Annotated in this window: 27 protein-coding genes; 6 read left to right on the forward strand and 21 right to left on the reverse strand. The window is 40.0% G+C overall.

What is annotated here, in order from left to right; translation table 11 throughout:
* Nucleotides 1-69: 69 nt before the first annotated feature.
* Nucleotides 70-450, reverse strand: a complete 381-nt coding sequence (locus tag IEV27_RS04075) for a DUF3397 domain-containing protein (protein ID WP_188376173.1) — start codon at nt 448-450, stop codon at nt 70-72.
* The gene (locus tag IEV27_RS04080; protein ID WP_188376174.1) at nt 447-1316 is read right to left on the reverse strand and encodes a ketopantoate reductase family protein; all 870 of its coding nucleotides are present in this window, start codon (nt 1314-1316) and stop codon (nt 447-449) included. The genes IEV27_RS04075 and IEV27_RS04080 overlap by 4 nt, the downstream gene beginning before the upstream one ends.
* A 161-nt stretch (nt 1317-1477) precedes the next feature.
* Between IEV27_RS04080 and IEV27_RS04085 the strand changes: the two genes are divergently transcribed.
* The gene (locus IEV27_RS04085; RefSeq protein ID WP_188376802.1) at nt 1478-1954 is read left to right on the forward strand and encodes an N-acetyltransferase; all 477 of its coding nucleotides are present in this window, start codon (nt 1478-1480) and stop codon (nt 1952-1954) included.
* Between the two features lie 45 nt (nt 1955-1999).
* On the opposite strand, the gene IEV27_RS04090 is transcribed toward IEV27_RS04085, so the two are convergent.
* The 4 genes from IEV27_RS04090 to IEV27_RS04105 form a co-directional block, all read right to left on the reverse strand.
* Nucleotides 2000-2470 carry an RsfA family transcriptional regulator gene (locus IEV27_RS04090; RefSeq protein WP_188376175.1) on the reverse strand — a complete coding sequence of 157 codons (471 nt, stop codon included), beginning with the start codon at nt 2468-2470 and terminating at the stop codon, nt 2000-2002.
* A gap of 61 nt (nt 2471-2531) precedes the next feature.
* On the reverse strand, nt 2532-3302 hold the full coding sequence (locus tag IEV27_RS04095) for an enoyl-CoA hydratase/isomerase family protein (protein ID WP_188376176.1): 771 nt from the start codon (nt 3300-3302) through the stop codon (nt 2532-2534).
* Between the two features lie 177 nt (nt 3303-3479).
* Complete coding sequence (gene rpmF, locus IEV27_RS04100; RefSeq protein WP_188376177.1) at nt 3480-3653, reverse strand: 50S ribosomal protein L32; 174 nt, start codon at nt 3651-3653, stop codon at nt 3480-3482.
* A 42-nt stretch (nt 3654-3695) separates the two neighbouring features.
* A complete protein-coding gene (locus IEV27_RS04105) occupies nt 3696-4220 on the reverse strand; it encodes a YceD family protein (protein ID WP_188376178.1) in 525 nt (174 codons plus the stop codon).
* Nucleotides 4221-4448: 228 nt separating this feature from the next.
* On the opposite strand from IEV27_RS04105, the gene IEV27_RS04110 reads away from it, so the two are divergent.
* Entirely contained in the window at nt 4449-5663 is a 1215-nt protein-coding gene (locus tag IEV27_RS04110) for a nucleotidyltransferase (protein ID WP_188376179.1), read from the forward strand.
* A 255-nt stretch (nt 5664-5918) separates the two neighbouring features.
* Here IEV27_RS04110 and IEV27_RS04115 read toward each other — a convergent pair whose 3' ends face one another.
* Together IEV27_RS04115 and IEV27_RS04120 are read right to left on the reverse strand one after the other, a co-directional pair.
* Entirely contained in the window at nt 5919-6929 is a 1011-nt protein-coding gene (locus IEV27_RS04115; RefSeq protein WP_188376180.1) for a SepM family pheromone-processing serine protease, read from the reverse strand.
* Nucleotides 6930-6935: 6 nt separating this feature from the next.
* Complete coding sequence (locus IEV27_RS04120; RefSeq protein WP_188376181.1) at nt 6936-7724, reverse strand: patatin-like phospholipase family protein; 789 nt, start codon at nt 7722-7724, stop codon at nt 6936-6938.
* Nucleotides 7725-7911: 187 nt separating this feature from the next.
* Between IEV27_RS04120 and spoVV the strand changes: the two genes are divergently transcribed.
* Complete coding sequence (gene spoVV / locus IEV27_RS04125; RefSeq protein WP_229734826.1) at nt 7912-9099, forward strand: dipicolinic acid transporter SpoVV; 1188 nt, start codon at nt 7912-7914, stop codon at nt 9097-9099.
* A 1058-nt stretch (nt 9100-10157) separates the two neighbouring features.
* On the opposite strand, the gene coaD is transcribed toward spoVV, so the two are convergent.
* Nucleotides 10158-10640, reverse strand: coding sequence for a pantetheine-phosphate adenylyltransferase (gene coaD / locus IEV27_RS04130; protein ID WP_188376182.1), 483 nt, complete (start codon nt 10638-10640; stop codon nt 10158-10160).
* A 12-nt stretch (nt 10641-10652) separates the two neighbouring features.
* Nucleotides 10653-11201 carry a 16S rRNA (guanine(966)-N(2))-methyltransferase RsmD gene (gene rsmD, locus IEV27_RS04135; RefSeq protein ID WP_188376804.1) on the reverse strand — a complete coding sequence of 183 codons (549 nt, stop codon included), beginning with the start codon at nt 11199-11201 and terminating at the stop codon, nt 10653-10655.
* 362 nt (nt 11202-11563) lie between these two features.
* Between rsmD and IEV27_RS04140 the strand changes: the two genes are divergently transcribed.
* Entirely contained in the window at nt 11564-11953 is a 390-nt protein-coding gene (locus tag IEV27_RS04140) for a DUF7147 family protein (protein ID WP_188376183.1), read from the forward strand.
* A gap of 160 nt (nt 11954-12113) precedes the next feature.
* Here the strand turns inward: IEV27_RS04140 and IEV27_RS04145 are convergent, their stop codons facing one another.
* The 4 genes from IEV27_RS04145 to IEV27_RS04160 form a co-directional block, all read right to left on the reverse strand.
* The gene (locus IEV27_RS04145) at nt 12114-12389 is read right to left on the reverse strand and encodes a YlbG family protein (RefSeq protein WP_188376184.1); all 276 of its coding nucleotides are present in this window, start codon (nt 12387-12389) and stop codon (nt 12114-12116) included.
* Between the two features lie 85 nt (nt 12390-12474).
* Entirely contained in the window at nt 12475-12909 is a 435-nt protein-coding gene (locus IEV27_RS04150; RefSeq protein WP_188376185.1) for a YlbF/YmcA family competence regulator, read from the reverse strand.
* A gap of 74 nt (nt 12910-12983) precedes the next feature.
* Entirely contained in the window at nt 12984-13355 is a 372-nt protein-coding gene (gene ylbD, locus IEV27_RS04155; RefSeq protein WP_188376186.1) for a spore coat protein YlbD, read from the reverse strand.
* Nucleotides 13356-13457: 102 nt separating this feature from the next.
* Entirely contained in the window at nt 13458-13886 is a 429-nt protein-coding gene (locus IEV27_RS04160; protein WP_188376187.1) for a CBS domain-containing protein, read from the reverse strand.
* A gap of 235 nt (nt 13887-14121) precedes the next feature.
* On the opposite strand from IEV27_RS04160, the gene IEV27_RS04165 reads away from it, so the two are divergent.
* Both IEV27_RS04165 and ytvI read left to right on the forward strand, forming a co-directional pair.
* Nucleotides 14122-14490: a YugN family protein gene (locus tag IEV27_RS04165; protein WP_188376188.1), complete on the forward strand. Its 369-nt coding sequence runs from the start codon at nt 14122-14124 to the stop codon at nt 14488-14490.
* 103 nt (nt 14491-14593) lie between these two features.
* Nucleotides 14594-15652 carry a sporulation integral membrane protein YtvI gene (gene ytvI / locus IEV27_RS04170; protein WP_188376189.1) on the forward strand — a complete coding sequence of 353 codons (1059 nt, stop codon included), beginning with the start codon at nt 14594-14596 and terminating at the stop codon, nt 15650-15652.
* 35 nt (nt 15653-15687) lie between these two features.
* On the opposite strand, the gene IEV27_RS04175 is transcribed toward ytvI, so the two are convergent.
* The 7 genes from IEV27_RS04175 to coxB form a co-directional block, all read right to left on the reverse strand.
* The gene (locus IEV27_RS04175) at nt 15688-16230 is read right to left on the reverse strand and encodes a GNAT family N-acetyltransferase (RefSeq protein WP_188376190.1); all 543 of its coding nucleotides are present in this window, start codon (nt 16228-16230) and stop codon (nt 15688-15690) included.
* 120 nt (nt 16231-16350) lie between these two features.
* A complete protein-coding gene (locus IEV27_RS04180; protein WP_188376191.1) occupies nt 16351-16806 on the reverse strand; it encodes a DUF420 domain-containing protein in 456 nt (151 codons plus the stop codon).
* A 79-nt stretch (nt 16807-16885) separates the two neighbouring features.
* On the reverse strand, nt 16886-17785 hold the full coding sequence (gene ctaG, locus IEV27_RS04185; protein WP_188376805.1) for a cytochrome c oxidase assembly factor CtaG: 900 nt from the start codon (nt 17783-17785) through the stop codon (nt 16886-16888).
* A 151-nt stretch (nt 17786-17936) separates the two neighbouring features.
* Nucleotides 17937-18260 carry a cytochrome c oxidase subunit IVB gene (gene ctaF, locus IEV27_RS04190; RefSeq protein WP_188376192.1) on the reverse strand — a complete coding sequence of 108 codons (324 nt, stop codon included), beginning with the start codon at nt 18258-18260 and terminating at the stop codon, nt 17937-17939.
* Between the two features lie 3 nt (nt 18261-18263).
* A complete protein-coding gene (locus tag IEV27_RS04195; RefSeq protein WP_188376193.1) occupies nt 18264-18884 on the reverse strand; it encodes a cytochrome (ubi)quinol oxidase subunit III in 621 nt (206 codons plus the stop codon).
* Nucleotides 18884-20752 (reverse strand): cytochrome c oxidase subunit I, encoded by a 1869-nt coding sequence (gene ctaD / locus IEV27_RS04200; RefSeq protein ID WP_188376194.1) that lies wholly within the window; start codon nt 20750-20752, stop codon nt 18884-18886. Before ctaD ends, IEV27_RS04195 begins: the two co-directional genes overlap by 1 nt.
* 35 nt (nt 20753-20787) lie before the next feature.
* On the reverse strand, nt 20788-21855 hold the full coding sequence (coxB, locus tag IEV27_RS04205; RefSeq protein WP_188376195.1) for a cytochrome c oxidase subunit II: 1068 nt from the start codon (nt 21853-21855) through the stop codon (nt 20788-20790).
* Between the last annotated feature and the right edge of the window lie 50 nt (nt 21856-21905).

Below are 21905 nucleotides of genomic sequence, written 5' to 3' on the forward strand. Positions count from 1 at the left end.
TTCCATGGGTTGGTATGTACCATTATGTATTGTACAGAAATATAGTGAGAAGTTCACCTAATCTGTTTATTACAAGAATACTCTGTCTACAATGCCGTAAGTCGCCAGCCCCATATAAACAAACATGAACAATAAAAACGTTAAGCGCAGGAATCCTTTAAACGCCTTAAAGAAACGAATCTCTTCTGATACCTTATACTGGACGATCAGAGCAAGACCTAATAAGCAAAGTAAGAATACAAGAATCCATGCAAAAAAACCTTGGCCAAATAATACGATTAACAAGGTATGCACAGCAGCAACTAACACTGGGACCATTAATTGAGCCGTTTGATGAACAGCCTTCTTTTTGTTTCGGTACCACTTTCTTGTACAGAAATAGAGCACGAATAAAAAGAGAAATGGAGCTGTTAACACAAAGGCTATTACAGATACAAGAACATCACTCATGTCGCCTCTCCTTTTATATTTTTTATTTCTAATGCGTGAATAGCATCCACCACAAAAGAATGGTAGGGTGACTTTTCCTTGGAGTGTTGAAGTATAAAGCCGCAAATCGCATCTACTTCTGTATGTCGGTGTTCCAGTAAATCTTTTAACATAGAGGATTGATTTGCGCCTGTTCTCTCTGCAATCTGCTTCACTCGGTCCCATTGCTCTTCAAATGAAAGGTTTAACGTCTGAGAAGCTTCTGCACATAGCTGTTTTGCTAATCTGCAGAGGCAGGGATTGGTGATTACATATTTATTTTTCACACCAAACAGTGCCGTTAAGGGATTAATAACCGTATTAATAACAAGCTTTTCAGCAAGCATAAGCCAATAATCGTCTTTAAACGTAAACCTAAAATTATGCACGCTGAGTTTATCAGTTAAAGCAGCAACATCAAGCGGACCTTTAAAGTGAGCTAAATGTATCATTCCCAGGCCTGTATGCTGAACTTCATATTCAGACATTCTAACTGCTCCATGCTCGACAACTCCTACTGCACAAGAATTAGGCAGCCCCTCTAAGAGATTAAGATGAGCCATCCCATTTTGTAAAAACAGACAAGGCACGTTTGAAGGAAGCTGCTTTATTATGGTATGTACATCATATTGTTTAACCGTAACTATAAGGAGGTCTTGGATTTCTAGATTTTCTGGGTTGTTATACGCTTCTACCGTTCCGCACAAGGCTCCACACTTCACCCCGTATTTATTTAATTTCTGTTTTTGGTTATTGCTTTTTACAAAAACAGAAACTGTATGGTTTTGCGAAAGGTAAGCAGCTGCTAACAGCCCAATTGCTCCCCCTCCTATAATGCCAACCTTCATGCTCGTCCCCCATTTCCCTTCGCTCTTTTTTCTTATTGTAGCAAATTTTACGATTTGGATGGTGAACAATTTTGAGGGAAGTAATTGTTCATTTCATTCTGAATATTTTTATATTATAATGAAAGGAGAGAAAGATTTAGGAAAGGGGAATTCGTTTTATGATGACAAAAGTAAAAGTTCAACCTCTTCTAGTTAACTATAAGACGTTAGAGGAATTTAAACGTTTTAAAGAATATGGACACCAGGAATTAGCCATGTTTGAAGATCTACAAAGCAATATTGTAGAGAATGATAGTGAATCACCTTTCTTTGGCATCTATTTTGGAAACGCTTTAGTAGCAAGAATGAGCCTCTATCGTGTTTCAAAAAAATATGACCACTATTTCCAGCCGCCTCAAGATTATTTAGAGTTGTGGAAACTGGAAGTGTTACCAGATTATCAAGGACAAGGGTTTGGGAAGGCTCTAGTTGATTTCGCCAAGAGCTTTCAACTGCCAATAAAAACGAATCCGCGTGTAAAATCCCATAACTTTTGGGAAAAGATGGGCTTCCAAAAAGCAATGTACGATGTGGAACGTGATTTAGGAGAAAATCCATTAATCTGGCTTCCATCAGGAGTGGAAGAAAGAGAAGTATAGATAAACACACAAGGCCTCTACAACAATCTGTAGGGCCTTTTTAAATTAAGAAGAGCTTTGGTATTTGTCCTTCACCCAATTGGTCAATTTATCAATTTCAGACCAGGCCTCTTCCCACTGTTTTATTTGATTTTTCAATCGTACATTTTCCTCGCTGAGCTGATATAACTTTGTTTGCAGCTCTTGTTGATCATGGTGAGAATGCTGTTTCATTTCTTTTAAGAAAAGGATGGCATCATCTAATGAAATCGATGTATTTTTTGCTAATGTCGAAGTCGCCAACGTATTCCGATGGTGTGTCCTCTCTTGCTTAGCCTGCCGAATATCCTTTTGATAATTTTTTCTCACTGTGGCATTCCACCTAAACCCACACGCGGCCGGCGTACGATTCAGTTGTTTTGCCACTTCTTGAAAAGCTTCCAGCTGCGTGTGGCCTTCTCTAATGTATTGCAGCACTGTATCCGCTAATAACTCATCTTCTTCCTTCTTCCAAGCATCCTGCCTAGGGGCGTCCATTCTATCCCTCCTCTATGGTTTGCTTATAGTTATGCAAACACGAAGATTGATAGACTATACTTTAAGACTTTTTTCTTGTCCTAATGAATTTTTCTACTGCTCGAATATGCTCCTCAGATTCCCATAGAGAGGCACAATTCTTAACCTCCTCCTCCATATGCGACGACACATTGTGCATCGATAAGGAATGAAGATATTGAGATTTAAATATTTTAAGCTGACGGTGAGATTTTTGTAAGAAAGGGGCTAGAAGAAGACGGTGAGTGTCAAGTGACTCCCTCGTCACGATTTTATGTAACCATCCAATACGATAGGCTTCTTCAGCTGAATACATATTCGATTCCATCAACCAATGAGCGGCTCTATCGGCCTGAATTCTTTTATATAGAAGTTCTCCTCCGCCCCATCCAGGCGTAATTCCTAAACCTCCTTGTATAAACCCGTATTCTCCATCCTCTAATCCATATCGAAAATCGCAAGCCGTTGCAATTTCACATCCACCGCCTCTTGCTTGACCATTTAATAAGGCAAAGGTAGGCAATGGAAAGGTTGCTAGCTCGTACAAGACTTGTTTCATAGGGTGCAATATTTGATAGGCTTCCTTTTCTTTTAAATTTCCATGTAATTCCCTTAAATCTCCTCCTGCACAAAACGCCTCCTTACCTGCGCCTGTTATCACTAAGCATTTGACCTTAGGGTTATTCTTACTTTCCACGATCACTTGCAGGAGCTCCTTGGCCATCACTTTTGTAATCGCATTCATTTTTTCGCTGCGATTTAACTTGATGGTAACTACTCCTCGTTCATCCCAATTGACCTCTACCTGTTCCAATGGGTACGCCCCTCTCTTTTGTAATATAAGGCTGTGTTAGACATTAGTGTTGATCCATCGGAAATGGCTTACCGCATTCCATTCCCTCACCAAATAGAAATATCAACAGTATCATTGAACAGAGTATAATGTAAAAAAGAGCCTGAACGTGAATTCAGGCTCTTCATTATACTTCTTTTACTTAGCAATAACTTGCTTTCCATTATACTGTCCACAAGATTTGCAAACATGGTGTGGTTTTGAGTACTCCCCACAGTTTGAACATTCTACCATGCCAGGTACGTGTAGCTTTTTGTGAGTACGACGTTGGTTTTTAACCTTTTTAGATGTTTTACGCTTAGGTACTGCCATGTTGTACACCTCCTTTTATTTGACAAGAGGAAATCTTTTCCCTTAATCGTTGTTTTCTTTTTCATTTAATAATGATTGCAGTTTAGCCATTCGAGGATCTACTTTATCTTCCTCCGGTTCTTCTGTAATCACTTGCCAACCCTTACCTTCTGTAAGAGCTTGATCCTGAACCTCTTGATCATCTGAAAATACACGGGTTGGAACCTCTAATAGAATATTTTCCTTGATATATGGCGTTAAGTCAAGAACTTCTCCACGAACCGGATGAATTTCGCTTTCGCCTTCTTCCTCATAGTAAGGAGAGACATTAAATTGTTCGTGTCCTTCTAACTGAAAAGGATAAGGTACATCAACTAATGTTCGCGCACAAGGCAGGATCATTTCACCTTTCACTGTAAAGGTAACAGTAATATCATCACCGTACTTTACAGCTTGCCCTTGCACATGAACAGGGGATATTTTACGAATATCATTCTTCATATCCTCTAATTCACGAACGTCGACGTCTTCTTCAAACTTAAACGGTTCATCACCAGATTGATTAAGTTTCTGTAGAGGAAATTTCATTTTTATCACCTCATGGCAACAAGAGTTATTGTAAAAGCAATTTAACTATTTGTCAATATTTTTTCTTTACAGATATCTGAAGATCTAGGACTACTCCTTATTTTATTAGAAAACAATTCGTTTCTCAACTTACAAGGCACAAAAGCCATGATAAAATAGGAAGAGCAGAATATATACAGTTCTCCTATCATACCGAATTTCCCTTAATCAATCAAGGAGGTTAACGAAATGAAAGCCTGTGGAATTATCGTTGAGTATAACCCGTTTCATAACGGCCATGCCTATCATGTTAAAGAAAGTAAAGAAAAGTCCAAAGCTGATTGTATGATTGCGGTTATGAGCGGACATTTTCTTCAACGGGGGGAACCTGCCATTATTGATAAGTGGCACCGAACAAAAGCGGCTTTACAGTCTGGAGTAGACCTTGTGATTGAGCTGCCTTACATATTTGCCGTCCAACACAGCGACTATTTCAGTAAAGGGGCTGTGTTAAGCTTAAATGCTTTGCAAGTAGATTCCATATGTTTTGGAAGTGAAAATGGTGCGATTACACCTTTCTTAGAAGCTTATCAAAATCTAAACGAGCGTTTAGAGGATTATGAAAGTTCTTTAAGAGAAGGATTAGATCAAGGTCTTTCTTATCCAGATGCTGCTCGTTTGGCTAATGAAACGATAGGTATTTCAGTGGAAGCTTTTGATTTTGCCGCGCCTAATAATATTCTAGGTTATAGTTACGTGAAACAAATAAAATCTTATGCATCTGCCATAGAGCCATTAACCATTAAGCGTATAGAGAGCAACTATCACGATACCCATGTCTCTGGTCGTATGGCAAGCGCTACAAGTATACGAAAGGAACTTCTAGCAAATCGAGAAGTAACAGAACATGCTTCTTTAGCCCTTCCGCAGTCGACAGTTGATGAGCTTAACACCTATTATAACGAGTCAAAAGTGTGGCATGACTGGGAAAGTTATTTTAACTTATTGCATTATAAAATCATGACAACCCCTACAGAAGAGTTAAAACATATACACGGGATGGATGAAGGACTTGAGTATCGGTTAAAGCAAACCATTCGATCGTCCACTTCCTTTTTTGATTTCATGCATCGTTTGAAAACAAAACGCTATACTTGGACACGACTCCAGCGGTTATGTACGCACCTTCTAACTGGACTTACGAAACAACAAGCTTCCCTCCATTTAGAATCAGAGTACATTCCTTATGTTCGTCTGCTGGGAATGAATCAAACAGGACAAGCTTATTTAAATCGTCGCAAGAAAGATATAGAAACCCCTATTATTGCGCAGCCTCAGCAGCTGACAAGCACACTTCTTGATGCTGAAGAACGGGCAACAGCTGCTTATTTCAGTCCGCTGCCCCCTGTGCAAAGAATAAAGCATTTAAAGAAAGAATACGGCCCTCCTGTTCGAATCCATTAAAAAAAGAGGCTGGAACCTCATAATGGTACTAGGTACCGAAAAGCTTTAAAAGAGCGAAGTGCCAAGTGTGAATTTCGGTGCCTGGTACCTGGTGCGTGACGGAGCGATGTGTAATTTCTCTTTAACATAAAAAATCCGAACGATTCTGCAGAAATCAGTTCGGATTTTTTATGCTTTATTCAGTTTTCCCCATCCTGTTTTAAAAAACTCATAATTGAATACGGCGTGCACTTAAAGAAAAGATACTTTTTCTTATCATTCACTTAAATAATTTAGCGCGTCTTCAAACGTATCCACGGCTACCACATCCATACCTGTACCGATATCTTCCGCTGCCTCCATAGCCACTTCATAATTTGATCCTTCTTCTTCTCCCTCATTTGGGGCAAAAAAGACATCACAACCTTCTCGATCAGCAGCTACCACTTTTTTATCGATCCCTCCGATCCTTCCTACTTCCCCTTCGTAATTAATCTCGCCTGTACCACAGACTTCTCGACCTTTTGTAATATCTTCTTCTGTTAATTGGTCATACATTTCCAAGGAGAACATTAACCCCGCACTAGGTCCTCCAATGTCTCCACTCTTTACATTGACTTCGGGATTTACTTCTACAGATCGATCCGTTACGAGCGATATTCCTACCCCTACTTTATCAGGGTCATCAGGGAAAGGAGCTACTTGTATATCCTTAGAAAGCGTTTCATCCCCTCGTTTAATGGTTAACGTTACTTCATCACCTTCACTTAAACGTTCTACGTAATTTACGAGTTCGTCTGACTCACTAATTTCTTCTCCATTCACACTAAGTATTTCATCCCCAGGTTCTAATTCGTCTTCAGCCGGCATTCCTTTTAAAGCCTGTACGACGAATACCCCTTCATAATCTATGGTTATATCGCGACCTGCTGATTCGTAAGCGACCACTTTAGCGGCTTCTTGTGAAGATTCCATTAACTGCAGTTGAGCATGAAAATATTCATCTTCCGAAATCCCTTCCGGACGAACTTGTTCTAAAGGAACCACTTCATGATAAGAACGGACTTTCGCAAGCGCCCATTGAATTGGTGTTGCCTGTCCTCCTCTAACCGTAACTAAATGCATATCTCCTTCGCTTGGGTACGCATCCGCGATTTCCACAAATGGCTGTAGTGCATCTGCTGTTCCAGGTTTATAAATATAATAAGGCAAGCGGTAAGCCCCTAAGAAAGCTACAAAAAGTATAGCTATAATTCCGGTAATAATTACTCTTTTGTTTGACTTCATGTTTTTTTAGGACCCCTTCCAGTCTCTCATCTTTTCTAGGATTTGGTCTATTGCTCTAGACGCTGCTTTCTCTCCTTCCTCCACAATTTCTTCTAAATCTGTGAAGGCTCTGGAGCTGAATTGCTCGACGTCCGGCCGGATCATAACATCAGTATAGGAGGCTACCCCAGTAACAGACGCTAACTCATCCTGCATAATATCAATACTTTGGATAATGACATCATAGATCGATTGTATGCTTGGCTCAGCTTTGCTATGGGCACAATCGACAGCAATAATGATATCGGCCCCCATATCCTTCACCACTGACACAGGCACGCGATCGATGACGCCTCCGTCAATATACAATCGACCATTAATTTTCTCTGGAACAAAAATTCCAGGTATAGCTATACTGGCGCGAACCGCTTCACTGGCAGGACCTGTTTGAAAAATTTCCTTTTTTCCCGCTGACAGGTCAGTAGCCACGATTGAGGTTGGAATGGTAAAATCCTCGATATTTTTCCCAAACGTAAATAAACGGATATACTCCTTAATTCTACGCCCCTGAATAAATCCCATTTTAGGAACCGTAAAATCAAGGTAGTATTTCCGTTTAAATGTTAAGGCCAGTTTATATAAATCTTCAATTTTTTGACCTGATGCATATAATGAACCAACTAACGCACCCATACTGCTTCCGGCAATCATATTCACAGGAATGTCGTGCTCATGTAAAACTTTTAGGACACCTAAATGAGCAAATCCTCGAGCGCCGCCAGATCCAAGTGCGAGCCCGATCTTAGGCTGCTTCAAAACGCATCTCTCCTTGGTATTTCTTATCAGCTTAAGTATGCCCTGTTTTAACGTTAAGGAAGCTTCCTTTTATTTTATGGAATAAGCAAGGCACTTATGAGCGTACAAATAGGTAAAAGAGATAAGAAATCTATAATCATTTTACTATGGATGATTTTAGAAGTACAGAAAACGAGAATGCTCCGGGGTGATTCTTCTGGCATATGTAAAAACGTTATTGTTAACTATTTTTATTATATATCTAACGATTTCCCTGATTCAAATGCCTGACGTGGCACTGTCTTCAAGTACGAAAGGTTTAAACTTGTGGTGGTCAATTGTCTTCCCATCCTTATTACCTTTTTTTATCGTGGCAGAATTGTTATTTGGACTGGGTGTCGTACATGGGGTAGGAATCCTATCTGAGAAGTTTATGAGACCGTTGTTTAATGTGCCTGGCTCAGGAGGATTTGTATGGGTAATGGGAATGGCCAGCGGGTACCCAGCAGGTGCAAAATGGACAAGAGAACTGCGTAAAAACGGACAAGTTACTCGTATAGAAGCGGAGCGGCTCGTAGCTTTCACAAACGCTTCAAGTCCGCTATTTATTCTTAGTGCGGTCAGTGTTGGTTTTTTTGGGGACCCTGGTTTAGGTATCCTACTGGCAGCCGCACACTATGGCGGGTGCATCATTGTAGGATTTCTCATGCGATTTTATGGGTATCGAGATCAAAGGTCTTCGTATCGGACTGCCAGTTTTTCACTTAAGGAAGCCTTTTTATCCATACATAAATCTCGATTAAAGGATGGGAGGCCTTTTGGCAAACTATTAGGAGACGCTGTTATTCAATCTGTACAAACCCTTCTTCTTGTTGGTGGATTTATTATTATGTTTTCCGTGCTGACAGGAATGCTTAAACATAGTTTTTTACTTGATATTTCTTATCAAATTCTACACCTTTTCCATGTACCATCCGATCTTCATTTCCCGATCTTAACTGGTTTACTAGAACTTACCACTGGTATTGGAGAGGTTACTTCTTCTAATGCTCCACTGCTTACTCAGTTGTGTCTCGCCAGCTTTATGCTCGGCTTTCATGGTTTTTCCATTCAAGCTCAAATCGCCAGCCTATTAGCTGACACAGATATTCGATTTGCTCCCTATTTTATGGCCCGCATCATTCACGGAGTAACAGCCGTATTGATTGTCACTGTACTTTATCATACGACGGATATCGTCAGTTCCAACTCCATTAACGTTTCGAATATAACCGCTCATCACAACCATTCGTATTTGGAATTCATGTATATGTACGGACCCATTTTCACCATTGTGGCTATTGCTTTAGCATTTTTCTTAAGCTGCAAAAAAGTGAACAGGGCGGGACAAAACTGAATAAAGCATAAAATCATCCGAACGATTCGATTGAAATCAGTTAGGATGATTTATACTACATCGAATGTACACGATCGCTCCGTCAAAATACTCCGCTTTCCGTGGGCACGGCCTCAGCTTCCTCAGAAAGCAAAGACCGTTCTGCGGGATCTTCGACTCGTGCTGTTTCCACTGGAGTCTCCGCATTTTGACTACGCTAATCATCTGCGTTTATACGAATGTTCGTTTCTCGATATCAAAGTTTACTTATGTCCCGACCTCTTAAAGCTAGAAACTTAAGGTTTCTCTACATTTTTATGATTGTGTAGTTCGATAGAATAAAGTGTTTTAGGAAAAGACTCCCTTTCTGTAGGCGAATGTTTTACCTTCAAAGAAATATTTGAACATACGAATGGGTTTTAGATTGGTCTCTGCCGATGCCACGATGAGCGTTCGGGGGTGACGCCTGGTCGATTAAAACCGGCCACGTCCTGTGGCCAACATCGACACTAGCACGTCCGGTGCGTCGCGGGAACAGCGCGAGCCGAAGATCCACTTGGTCAAGTGATCTTCTTGACCAAGTTAGCTGAGGCCGTGCCCACGGCAAGCATCCACCGACAAGCGATTCGTGAGATACAATTACAAACTTTAACAGCTCTTTTAGATTAGAAAGGACTTTTTCAATGGCCTCCGTTTAGCCCTCCGGGGGCACACCTGATTCGTCTCCCGCAGGAGTATCGCCGTTTCCAAAAAAACCTTTTTCGATAATTGATCACTTTTTTAAAAAAACTCTGTTCCCTTATGGAAACAGAGTTTGCCGCAAAGTATTCATTGATTGGTGGTTCCAGGAGCACAGTGTAATAAAAAGAAACGGAAAAAGTGACGGCTCCTGCGGGACGAGCAGTCAGGAGAGGCCTTGGAGATCGCACACCGAAGAGACTTTCCGCCTTGCCCCGTGGAAAGCAGCACTTTTTCCTGTTCCTTTTCTCCACACAAAAATAAAGGAACTACCCTATGATTACGTATTATATCCGTTCAAACTTTTTCAACAGTCTAAAGCAGTTACAATAATAACTGATTTAAGCTTCGTATTTCTTTTTCAAGGCTTCTTCAACAGGAGGTGGCACTAAATCTGAAATATTCGCTCGGTATTTTGCAACTTCTTTAACAATGCTTGAGCTTAAGAAAGAGTATTGATTGTTTGTCATCATAAAGAACGTTTCAATTTTTTGATTTAGCTTCCGGTTCATGGAAGTGATTTGCATCTCGTATTCAAAATCACTAACTGCTCGCAGTCCTCGAATAATCGCTTGAGCATTTTTTTCTTCTGCGTAATCCATTAACAACCCATTGCACGCATCAACCGAGACATTATCAAAATGCTTTGTGACTTCCTGAAGAAGGGCCACTCTTTCATCTACGTTAAACAATGGAGATTTACTTTGATTGTTAAAAACAGCCACCGTTACGTGGTCAAACACTTGTGCTCCACGTTGAATAATATCGATATGTCCATACGTTACAGGATCAAAACTGCCAGGACATATTGCTAATCTTGTCATCTGATAAACCTCCTACTTAAAAATAGATACACCTATATTACTTCCATACTTTTCTGTTTTGATTAATGTTAAATGCTGTACCTTTTCGGGTATTTCTTCGGAAGCATCATGTTCACAAACGATCGTTCCCCCGTCTGCCAGCAATTCATAATCCAGCACTTTAGCAAGTAAATCCTCATAAGAAAATTTCTTATATGGGGGATCTAAGAATATGTAATTAAACTTTAGCTCTCTTTTGCCAGCGGCTTTAAGTGCCCTTAATGCGTCTGTACGATACACTTCAACCTTCTCATTGAGTTTAAGCATATTAATGTTCTCATATATCGTTTCAATTGCTTTTGGTTGTTGATCCACGAACACACAGGATTCTACGCCTCGGCTTAACGCTTCTATTCCAAGACCTCCACTCCCTGCAAACAAATCTAACGCCGCTCCCCCGTCAAAATAGGGGCCAATCATTTGAAAGACGGATTCTTTTACTTTGTCAGTCGTTGGTCGTGTTTTGTGGGTTGGCACTGATTTAAGCGGTCTACCTTTATGATCACCAGCAATCACTCTCATCATAAGCCCCTCCTCTCTATATTCACAATTATCCTACCACAAATAAGCACTGGCTGGAAACTTTTGATTTTTATACATCAATCATCGTATAAATTTTTAAGAATAGGTCATACTTGTAACAGAAGCAGGACTTTTGCTTCTGGAAACGGAGAAGACTTATTTCCCCATAAGTTCTTCTACCGGTTTCTCCTCTCCCTTTGCTTTTTGCTTCAACGTTTGAAAGCAAAAAGAAGGGCTGTCCGTCTATGGACAGCCCTATTTTTTTGCCTTCCCGATCCCTACCGCATTCACAATTATTCCATTTAATGCTACAGTTACATAAGACTCAATCTAAATACATAGATATCGCAGGAGGATAAGATATGATTCAGAAATTCATCGAACTAGGCGAGGGATATACAGACATTTATGAGCTTGTAGAACTTGGTAGACGAATGCCTGAAAGAATTCAAAATGCACTCGCATTCTATAGTGAAAAGTCAGGCCAATCAGCAGCTTCTTTAGCCCTTATAATGAAACCTACGTCGGAGCAAAAATTCCAACCTATTTATATATGCAGAGAAGGCATACCTAATCCTCACGAGAAACCGAATCAGCGCTTTGAATTATTTAAAAACATGGTCGAAGGTGCTGGTCATCATGTGATCGAATATACGGTTAAACCTTCCAATGTCTTTCCAGAAAACGAGCTCTATTATAATTACCTAATTGGAATTTTGCGAACCAATAAAAGACTTTCACCATTAAGTTAAAGGCTCTGATAAATGATGCCGAAGATAGTTCTATTGAGGGTTAAGGATCCAACCCTGTTCTCGTCACAAGCAACGGAATCTCTTTTTAATTGAAGATATTCACATTGGAATCTATCGAATCTAAGTAAAAAAGCGTTCGTCTAGTAGACGAACGCTTTTCCTATATTCCCATCTTGTAATCATATTGTTTTGCTTTATCTGGTTTCGCGTTTTCAAAGTTCGTGCGAATTTCAGGTTTATATGATAATACAACGCGTGACACAAAAGGGAGTCGTTCCAGCTTGTCCATTTTAAACTCAACGTCTTCTTGATCGACATAAAGCAAAGCATATTTCTGCTTTTTCGAAGCGTGAATTAAATGTCCGTGTTTTTTAATCTGCCTTATATTTTTCATATGCTGAAAATAAACGATGAGACCTTGTCGTTTTGTTCTCATAAAGTTTCCCTACTTTTTTAAATGTTTAGAGTAATCGTAACAGTCATGTACAAAGACAGCAAGGATAATTTATAAAGGCTTACTTCTAAGAAGCACAGCCACATCCGCCACCGCTTCCACATCCGCAGCCTGAATCAAACACCATACCGTTACGGGGGACCTTAATTTGTTCGCTCACACTAAAAGCAACGCTTTGACTCACTTCATCTAAAAGCCTTTGAACTTCTCTTTCCGCTTTCTTAAATTGGACGACCTTCTCATGCATGTCCATTTCTCGTTTAACACTACGGACCTTCTTCATAATGTCGTTATAGTCCGGGTGATAGCGACCAAAACGCTGTACATCCTCGTATTGATCTTTTATATGATTAAAATTGCGAATTAATGACTGAGCTTCCTCATCAGATTCTAACTGCCTTTTTGTCTCTTGATAGTGATCCATAACATCGGAATCCATTATCATTTGGCCAATGGCTTCTGATCGATCTAAAAGATCTACAATTTCCATTGTGGCTAACATACATGCCCACCTCCACTTTCATCATACCAAAAGGAAGAGCAGAATGAAATATGAATTCCATCTGCCCTTTGTAATTAATAGTACGGAAATTGGATGGGGGGACGTCTTTCCGTTTCTTGTTTATCCTGCTGCACATTTGAAATTAACTGTTGAATTTGCCCGATGGCCCCATTGAGGTCATCAATGTGTTTAGAAACATCCTCCCAGTCAATTTCCTGAAGCAAATCACCAAACTGCCTCATCCATTCTTTCTTCGTTAACCTTTCCTTTTGCTCGTCTCCTGCCACTTGGTCCCAATATGGATCATCTTCCCCTAGAATCATCCATTTCTCATAATAATGTTGAATACGAGTATGATCTTTTCTTACCTGGTCTTTTAAAGAAGGATGACGGTTAACAAATGCCTTAAACTTTTGAACACTAGGGTGTAAATTGTGTTCACTCATTGATGTTCACACCTCGCTACGTAGACTACATTATAGCCTATGCAGCTTTTCTTCAGGTGTTCAAACGCAAAAAAGACGACCGAATTGGCCGTCCATACATAGTTAATGAAGCTCTGGCGGTTCAGAAATTTCATGTAAAGCGACGCCTGCCGCTTCATCTGACATTTCCTCTGTAGAAAGGTCGCCTAAAGAGATCATTCCGGTTAATTTTCCGTTTTCAACAACTGGTAAACGACGTACTTGGTGTTCGGCCATCATTTGACTAGCTTCTTCCAAGCTCGTGTCAGGAGTCACACTGTATAAGTGATCACTCATCACTTGTTGAACAGGAGTTGAATCAGCACTGTGATTTGCGTAACCTCGAATCGCTAAGTCACGGTCAGTTACCATTCCCATAAGTTGGCCATTTTCATCACAGATCGGAACAGAACCTACGTTTTTCTGTTTCATCATGCTTGCCGCATCAAACAATGTACTGCTTGATTGACAAACAGACAAATCCGTAGTCATAATGTCTCTCACTTTTTTCATGAAGATCCTCCTCTTTTAATCAATATCAATGGTTAGTATCTCCACAATGTCGAGTTTAACTCATGCATCCTGGGAATATTTATAGTATAATAAGGAAGTGCAAGCATCACACTGGAAGTTCACATAAAAGGTGATGTTCACTAAATTAATAGAGGTTTAGCGTTCAATCAATTGCAACTTGTACTCGTTCATAATAAAATGATACAAGATACATAAAATTTGTGAGGTGGAAGAAATGAAGCTTGAAGGTACTGGTATTGAGGGACTTGTTGTTGATTTACAGCCCCTTACTCAAATTATGGAAAATAACGGTTTTATTCTAGGTGGATCTTGGGATTACGAACGTGTTACTTATGATTACAAAGTAAGCGCCCCTGAAAAAAATGTTACGTATTATATTCGTATACAAGGATATGCCGTCGAAGGAGATGTCGACCGTGGAAATGCTGTGATCCAATTAGTCACTCCCCTACTCGGTAAACATTATTATCCTCACGGTGTTGAATACGGCGAACAAGAAGAGTTCCCTGCAGGCTTAATGGAAAGAGCTACGAAAGCAGTGGAAAAACTAAAGGACGCGGTAGCTCAGTACCAAAATTCATAAGTAGTCATACTTATGATAAGGAGTCGCACACCTTGCTCAGGTGAGCGGCTTTTTTTAAAAGTCAAAGCATATTTTGCTTTCCAGAAGGAGGATTCAGTTTACATTGTTCCGCTACCTTTCGAAACGACAGTGGATTCTTTTATTATTGGGGATATTGTTTGTTGTTGCAGGATACTTCATTTTACCTGTCTCAGTTCCCTTAATCATCGCTTTAATTACAGCCCTCTTTTTAAACCCCGCTGTTCGGTGGATGCAGTTTAGATTTAGGCTCAATAGAAAAATGGCTGTCACCATTGTCTTTCTATTGTTTGTCATCATGATCGGGTTATTAGGTACATATGCTGTTACTCGTGCCGTTACTCAACTAGTGGAGCTGGCAGATAATGCCCCGTCTTATATTAACCAAATCAATAATGTTTTAATCAACTGGCAAAACAACATGAATAGTTTCACGCAAAATATGCCCAGTGAATTTGTTGATAAAGTTTCCGTAGAGCTCCAAAACACTATAGATACAACGACTCAGACACTAAGCCAGAAGCTTCAGCTTAGTAACATTGCAGCCTTTGCTGCTAAAATCCCTGAGTATTTAATTAGCTTTCTCGTTTACCTAATTGCGCTATTTCTCTTTATGCTAGAATTGCCTCGCTTAAAGGATAAGATGCATGGCAACTTTACTGAATCGACTTCAGAAAAAGTAAAATTTATGAACGCAAGACTTTCTTACGTTGTGTTTGGTTTCTTAAAAGCTCAATTCCTTGTTAGTATCGTTATCTTTGTCGTATGTTTAATCGGGTTGTTTTGGATTACTCCAGAAGTTGCAATCGTTATGTCTCTTATTATTTGGATTGTAGACTTCGTCCCAATTATCGGCTCCATAGTGATTCTTGGACCATGGGCGCTGTATATGCTCATTGTTGGCGACATAGCAATGGGCGGACAGCTGGCCATGTTGGCCATTATCCTGCTGGCCATAAGACGAACCGTAGAACCTAAGGTGATGGGGCGCCATATCGGACTCTCTCCACTAGCTACCCTTATTGCGATGTATATTGGTCTTCAATTAATTGGCTTAATGGGATTTATTTTAGGTCCGCTTCTTGTCATCGCCTTTAATTCTGCAAAAGAAGCAGGTATTATCCGCTGGAACTTTAAATTATAAAAAAATCGCCTATCTCTTCAAAGATAGGCGATTTTTTAAATTTCTTTTCGTGAAGGAGTACTTTTCTTACTTTCTTTTTGCTTTTTCTTTTGAAAAGTGAACATGTCCCGATTTGATAGCGTCTGTGCAAACCCGTTATTAATCAGCACCTTTTGAGAGGGAATATTGGATTTGCCGCATTGAGCTTCTACACTGCTTATTTGTTCGTTTTCAAAGGCCCAATTACACATTGCTTTTAATGCTTCTGTAGCATACCCTTGGTTTCGCTCAGTTTCAACGATGTGATATCCAACTTCTACTGTTCCTTCCTCATCAGGAATTCCCTTGAATCCTATATCTCCAATGACTCTTTCCTGATCGATATCCATAATGATCCAAGGACCAAAGCCCAAATGATTTGAATCTTCTTCTAAAGATTCTACATAAAAGGGCAGCATGGCCTTTAACCCATCATGAGGCCAGCTTCGGTTCCACGGAAGCTGATACTTATAATAAAATGCAAGCGGATTTTTCATAATCGTTTGAGCTAGATCTATTGTCATCGGGATATATTTTAGTCGAGCAGATAATAATTCCATCATTCTACTCCCTTTCTATTTATGTAATAAACCCATCATACTATTTTATATTCCTTATTATCCTCATCATTAAACAATAATAAAGAAAAAACAGTCAGTTTTTTAAACTGACTGCCTTCTTTAAAATCCAAATATTGCTCTCATCATACTTGTGGTCGTTCCACTGTCATAAAGAACGTATAATAATAAATAAACCATAACACCAGTTATTGCTGTACAAAACCAAATAACGCTCGTCACAGGGCCAATTTTTCGATGCTTAGAAATATTTCGCTTAAAGGCAACACGCAAAGTTACTAAACCAAATACTCCACCGGTTGTTGCCAAGATAATGTGGAAGATTAAAAAGATCGTGTAGTATATTTTAATGTCATCCGGCCCGCCAAAGCTTGTATTGCCAACAAATATCGTGCGACTAAGGTAAATGATAAAAAAGGTCAATGCGCTAATAGCAGCAGCCACCATCGTCCTTTTATGAGCGGCTCGTTTATCTTTTGCAATTAATACCCATCCAATAGCGACAAGTATAGCACTGAGAACGATGAAAAACGTACTTAAAGTTGGTAGTAACGGCATGTCAATTTTCTCCTCTTTCAAAAATCAATTCACAGAAAAAGGAGTCGAACTTAAAGTAAGAAAGACTCTCTCTCTGAATTTATGACTCCGTTTGAGCGTGTGCAGGTAACGGGTCAATTGTATCTCTTTCACGGTTAAACCAGCTAAAGAAAATTTGAGCAATAATTACACCGAAAATAATTTCCTGAGTAATTTTCATAATAATCCCACCCAATTGCTGATCTTCAACTAATGGCATCGGTGTAAAATATTCAGGGCCGCTCAATGAACTTGAAATCCCTGCCAACACATCACCAGGTACGCACAAACTCATCGCTTGCAGCCAGGCACCGGATTGAGTGTACGTCTCGTACAATGGTGTACCAGCGAAGATAATCAGCCCACAAGCAGGTGTGATTAATACACCATTCGCAAAGATGAAACCGATTTTTAGAATTGGGCTTAAACGATCCATCTCTTTAATTGGACTAAATACGGACCACCACATAAAAAAGGCTGTAAGTAATATAAACGTGGTGATTAAAGTGTGGGCCATTTCATTCGACTTAGCGTAATCGAAAAAAACAGGCATATGGTAAATAGAAAAGAACCCATTAAACACAATTAACGATACAAGCGGTTTCGTCATCACTTTTAGTATGGACGATACAACGGGCGCGGCAAAGACCTTATGCCAAATCCATACAGGAATACCTTTAATAATTAAAATCGGAAACAGTAAGTAATAAAGAGCCATTTGCGTCATATGTGCTGTAAACATAATATGAGAAAGCAAGTCCACCGGGGACCCTTTCACTATATAAAGCAAGAGCATTCCAGCGTAAAACATAATCTGCTGACCGATCGTTGGCCGCTCTTCTCCTTGTTTACGTTTCGGACCCGTTATATAAAAATAAAGCGCTGACATGGCGAGTATAAATATTAAATAATATGGACTCCACAATGCTCTGAACCCAAATATCTGCAGTTCTAACCACACAGGCATCTCACCTCTTTTTCTTTTACAGGATTCTTTTCTATTCTAACGAAATTTCTTCTAAAAAACGAGTCTTCCTCTACAGTTTTTTTAATGTTCATAAATTAGACATAACCAGGGCATAAAAAAGAGACCGGAAAACCGGTCTCTTTTATTACCACCATATAATTGTAGTGAATGTGATGATTGTTAGAATGGCGACTCCTAATCCTCCATACATCATAACAGCTACCATGTCGTGTCCTTTATTCTTCATATGCATGAAATAATAAAGCTGGAAAAGTACCTGAACGACCGCAAGCAGTAACAAGGTAGGAATTAGAAATATCGATCCGATATCAAGTATTACCATTCCAAAAGCAATAAACGTAAAGAGAATCATTAGCGCAAAACTAATCACTTGCTGCTTCATCTCTTCTTTATGCTGCTTCTTCACAAATTCGTCTTGCTGCTGTGTCATATTCGAGTGATTTGCCATTGTTTATACCACTCCCATCAAGTAAACGACAGTAAAGATAAATACCCAAACAACGTCGATAAAGTGCCAGTACAAGCTGGCAATATAGAACTTCGGTGCGTTGTAAAGGTTCAAACCACGCTTAGAGTTACGAATCATTAGGGCTACGATCCAGCTTAGGCCAAACAATACGTGACCACCATGGAATCCGACTAACGTATAGAAAGCAGAACCAAAAGCTGAAGACCTAAAAGTAAATTCGTACTCATGGATATAATGCACAAATTCATATATTTCAAAACCTAAAAATGCTAAACCTAAAGCTACTGTAATACCTAACCAAAGCTGCATTTTTCTAAAATCATTGTTTTTCATGTGATACATCGCGTATACACTTGTCAATGAACTAGTTAAAAGCAGCATCGTCATGATAAATACCAGCTCAAGTCCGAATAAGTGTTCAGGTGTGTTTTCACCTGAAGTTGAACGATTTAGCGCCAAATAAGTTCCGAATAAACTTGCGAATAATACGGTTTCTCCACCTAAGAAAAACCAGAAAGCTAGAAACTTATTTTTCCCTTCGAGGGTGGCTTTTTCTGGATCATGCGGCATTTGTTTTGGATTCAACACATCTTCATGACTCATTATTTGCCAGCCCCCTTTTCAATATCTTTTTCAAGGTCTGCTTTATGAATGTGGTGACCGAGATCGTCTTTAAGTGAACGTATCAGCATGGAGCCGAGTGTGATTCCCATTCCGATGAAAACAAGAGCTAACCAGCCTTTATCATCCACTTGATAGATAAATCCGAAACCAGCTATAAACAGGCCTAGTGACATCATGAAAGGTAAAATAGACGCGTTCGGCATATGAATATCACCCAACGGCTCAGCAGGTGTCATACCTTTTTTCCCTTCACTTTTCTCTACCCATAATGGATCAAGTCCACGAACAAGCGGAGTTTGTACAAAGTTGTAGTGTGGTGGGGGTGATGGAATCGACCATTCCAGTGTTCTACCATCCCAAGGGTCTCCGCTCACTTTTTCAGTTTTCACAGATGTATACACTACGTTAACTAAGAAAATGATTGTACCGATTGCCATTAAGAAGGCACCAGCCGTACTAATAATATTCCCTGTTTCAAGTCCTTGTCCTTCAAGGAAAACCCAGTAACGTCGAGGCATCCCCATTAGACCTAAGAAGTGTTGAATAAAGAATGTTAGGTGGAAACCAATGAAAAACGGCCAGAAAGCAAGCTTACCAAGTTTTTCGTTAAGTACTTTACCAAACATTTTAGGCCACCAGTAGTGCAGGGAAGCAAAAAGACCAAATACTACACCACCAACAATTACGTAGTGGAAGTGTCCAACAACAAAATATGTGTCGTGGTATTGATAGTCGGCTGCAGCTGCAGCAAGCATTACCCCCGTCATTCCTCCAATTGTAAAGGAAGGAATAAACGCTACAGACCACAGCATAGCGGAAGTCATTCGAATGTTTCCGCCCCACATCGTAAACATCCAGTTAAAGATCTTAATCCCTGTTGGTACAGCGATTGCCATCGTTGCAACAGCAAAGATGGAGTTCGCAATAGGGCCCATGCCAACTGTAAACATGTGGTGAGCCCATACCATGAAGCCCAGGAACCCAATGAGTACGGTTGCAAAAACCATCGCAGAATAACCAAATAAACGTTTCTTAGAAAATGTAGAGAATATATCACTAAACGCACCGAATAGCGGCAAGATCAGGATATAAACTTCAGGGTGTCCAAAGATCCAAAATAAGTGTTCCCATATGATGGCGTTACCTCCGGCAGCCGTATCGAAAAATACAGAACCAAACATACGATCAAACATCATTAGGAACAAGCCGACTGTTAAAGCCGGAAATGCAAATAAGATTAATGCACTGGTTACAAATGAAGCCCATGAGAATAAAGGCATACGCATATACGTCATTCCTGGTGCACGCATGTTAACAATCGTTACGAGGAAGTTAATCCCCCCGATTAATGTTCCCGCACCGGAAATTTGCAGCCCCATGACATAGTAATCGACACCATGTCCTGCTGACGTTGTTGATAAAGGAGCATAGTTTGTCCACCCTGCATCAGGTGCTCCTCCTGTAAACCATGAGACGTTCAGCAAAATTCCTCCGAATAAAAACAGCCAGAACCCGAGGGAATTTAGAAATGGAAAAGCTACGTCTCTTGCGCCGATTTGCAGTGGAACAACAGCATTCATTAAAGCAAATATAAGCGGCATAGCAGCCAGAAATATCATGGTAGTTCCGTGCATCGTTATCATTTCATTGTATAATCCAGCTGAAATAAAGTCATTGTCTGGCCTCATCAACTGAATACGAATTAGCATCGCTTCAAGCCCGCCGATTAGGAAAAACAGGCCACCAGCGACCAAATAAAGATGGGCAATCTTCTTGTGGTCCACTGTTGTCAAATAATCCCAAATTGCAGCGCCGAGCCCACGATTTTGTGACATTGCAGTACTCACGCTTTAACCTCCCTTTAAAGCCTTTACATAAAGTATTATTCTTCTTCTACTTCTTCACCGGATAGATTCGAACCTACATCTGAATGATCAAGCTCCATTAAATATTCAGCGATTTGATTAGCTTCTTCTTCTGAAACTAAGTTAGCTGGCATTTGGTTTCCTGGCTTTACTTCTTCAGGGTTTACAATCCAGTTCACCAAGTTTTCTTTAGACGGCTCTAAAATACCAGCAACCTTCGTACGATTCGCAAAGTTTGTTAAGTTCGGACCTTGTCCGGCAGCACCGTCGCCAATCGCGTGACAGCCTAAGCAGCTCTCTTCAAAAAGGTCTTGTCCTTCTTGTGCATCAGCTGTTTCTGCTTCTGCTTCAGGATCGACATTTTGCATGTCTTCTTTCCACTGGTCATATTCATCAGGACTTACAGCAATTACTCTAAAATCCATCAAGGAGTGAGATTCTCCACAAAGCTCAGCACAGTGGCCCCAATAAACGCCTTCCTCGTAAGCTTCTAAGTACATGGTATTGTCATTATCTCCAGGGTTTGTATCCATTTTCCCAGCAATGGAAGGTACCCAGAAAGAGTGAATCACATCACTCGATTTCATATCTAAGTATACTCTCTCACCAGTAGGAATATAGAGATCCTGACTCGTAGAAATTTCATCGTCTGGATAACTGAAGTGCCACCAATACTGATTTCCTGTTACTTCAACAGTTGTAACTCCGTCATCACCTTTGGTAGATTCATCAGCTAGATCAAAAGTAGCTTGTACAGTTGGTACTGCCAATACTAATAACAAAATAATTGGGATAACTGTCCAAATCACTTCAAGCGCTTTATTTCCCTCAGTTTGCTTAGGAATAAAGTCTTCTTGACCCTTTTTCTGACGATAGCGGATAAGTACAAACGTGTAGATCGCCATAACGATTACAAATACAAAGACCATAATAGCGATACTGATCATCATAAGATCAAATAATAAATCCGAGCCATATCCTTTAGGTTTAAGTGCACTAAGGTTATCAACTCCACACCCTGATAAAACAAGGGTCAGTGCCCCAAATAGGAAGAATGACCGGAACTTTCCCATCCAACCTCTCATTAAGTAATACCTCTCTTTCTCTTTTTAATGAAATCTTTATATTATTAGTA

The organism is Halobacillus andaensis (genome assembly GCF_014636475.1).
Lineage (GTDB): Bacteria > Bacillota > Bacilli > Bacillales > Halobacillaceae > Halobacillus_A > Halobacillus_A andaensis.

What these genes read in the sequence shown, in the direction of transcription:
- IEV27_RS04160 (WP_188376187.1), bottom strand. Translation starts at nt 13,886, where the DNA reads ATGAAAAAAGTGAGAGACATTATGACTACGGATTTGTCTGTTTGTCAA.
- ctaF (WP_188376192.1), bottom strand. Translation starts at nt 18,260, where the DNA reads ATGGCAAATCACTCGAATATGACACAGCAGCAAGACGAATTTGTGAAG.
- rsmD (WP_188376804.1), bottom strand. Translation starts at nt 11,201, where the DNA reads ATGAGAGTGATTGCTGGTGATCATAAAGGTAGACCGCTTAAATCAGTG.
- IEV27_RS04085 (WP_188376802.1), top strand. Translation starts at nt 1,478, where the DNA reads ATGACAAAAGTAAAAGTTCAACCTCTTCTAGTTAACTATAAGACGTTA.
- IEV27_RS04090 (WP_188376175.1), bottom strand. Translation starts at nt 2,470, where the DNA reads ATGGACGCCCCTAGGCAGGATGCTTGGAAGAAGGAAGAAGATGAGTTA.
- IEV27_RS04140 (WP_188376183.1), top strand. Translation starts at nt 11,564, where the DNA reads ATGATTCAGAAATTCATCGAACTAGGCGAGGGATATACAGACATTTAT.
- coxB (WP_188376195.1), bottom strand. Translation starts at nt 21,855, where the DNA reads ATGAGAGGTTGGATGGGAAAGTTCCGGTCATTCTTCCTATTTGGGGCA.
- coaD (WP_188376182.1), bottom strand. Translation starts at nt 10,640, where the DNA reads ATGACAAGATTAGCAATATGTCCTGGCAGTTTTGATCCTGTAACGTAT.
- IEV27_RS04110 (WP_188376179.1), top strand. Translation starts at nt 4,449, where the DNA reads ATGAAAGCCTGTGGAATTATCGTTGAGTATAACCCGTTTCATAACGGC.
- IEV27_RS04175 (WP_188376190.1), bottom strand. Translation starts at nt 16,230, where the DNA reads ATGGAATTATTATCTGCTCGACTAAAATATATCCCGATGACAATAGAT.
- IEV27_RS04115 (WP_188376180.1), bottom strand. Translation starts at nt 6,929, where the DNA reads ATGAAGTCAAACAAAAGAGTAATTATTACCGGAATTATAGCTATACTT.
- IEV27_RS04080 (WP_188376174.1), bottom strand. Translation starts at nt 1,316, where the DNA reads ATGAAGGTTGGCATTATAGGAGGGGGAGCAATTGGGCTGTTAGCAGCT.
- rpmF (WP_188376177.1), bottom strand. Translation starts at nt 3,653, where the DNA reads ATGGCAGTACCTAAGCGTAAAACATCTAAAAAGGTTAAAAACCAACGT.
- IEV27_RS04150 (WP_188376185.1), bottom strand. Translation starts at nt 12,909, where the DNA reads ATGTTAGCCACAATGGAAATTGTAGATCTTTTAGATCGATCAGAAGCC.
- IEV27_RS04075 (WP_188376173.1), bottom strand. Translation starts at nt 450, where the DNA reads ATGAGTGATGTTCTTGTATCTGTAATAGCCTTTGTGTTAACAGCTCCA.
- ylbD (WP_188376186.1), bottom strand. Translation starts at nt 13,355, where the DNA reads ATGAGTGAACACAATTTACACCCTAGTGTTCAAAAGTTTAAGGCATTT.
- IEV27_RS04165 (WP_188376188.1), top strand. Translation starts at nt 14,122, where the DNA reads ATGAAGCTTGAAGGTACTGGTATTGAGGGACTTGTTGTTGATTTACAG.
- IEV27_RS04145 (WP_188376184.1), bottom strand. Translation starts at nt 12,389, where the DNA reads ATGAGAACAAAACGACAAGGTCTCATCGTTTATTTTCAGCATATGAAA.
- IEV27_RS04180 (WP_188376191.1), bottom strand. Translation starts at nt 16,806, where the DNA reads ATGCCGTTACTACCAACTTTAAGTACGTTTTTCATCGTTCTCAGTGCT.
- IEV27_RS04195 (WP_188376193.1), bottom strand. Translation starts at nt 18,884, where the DNA reads ATGAGTCATGAAGATGTGTTGAATCCAAAACAAATGCCGCATGATCCA.
- IEV27_RS04105 (WP_188376178.1), bottom strand. Translation starts at nt 4,220, where the DNA reads ATGAAATTTCCTCTACAGAAACTTAATCAATCTGGTGATGAACCGTTT.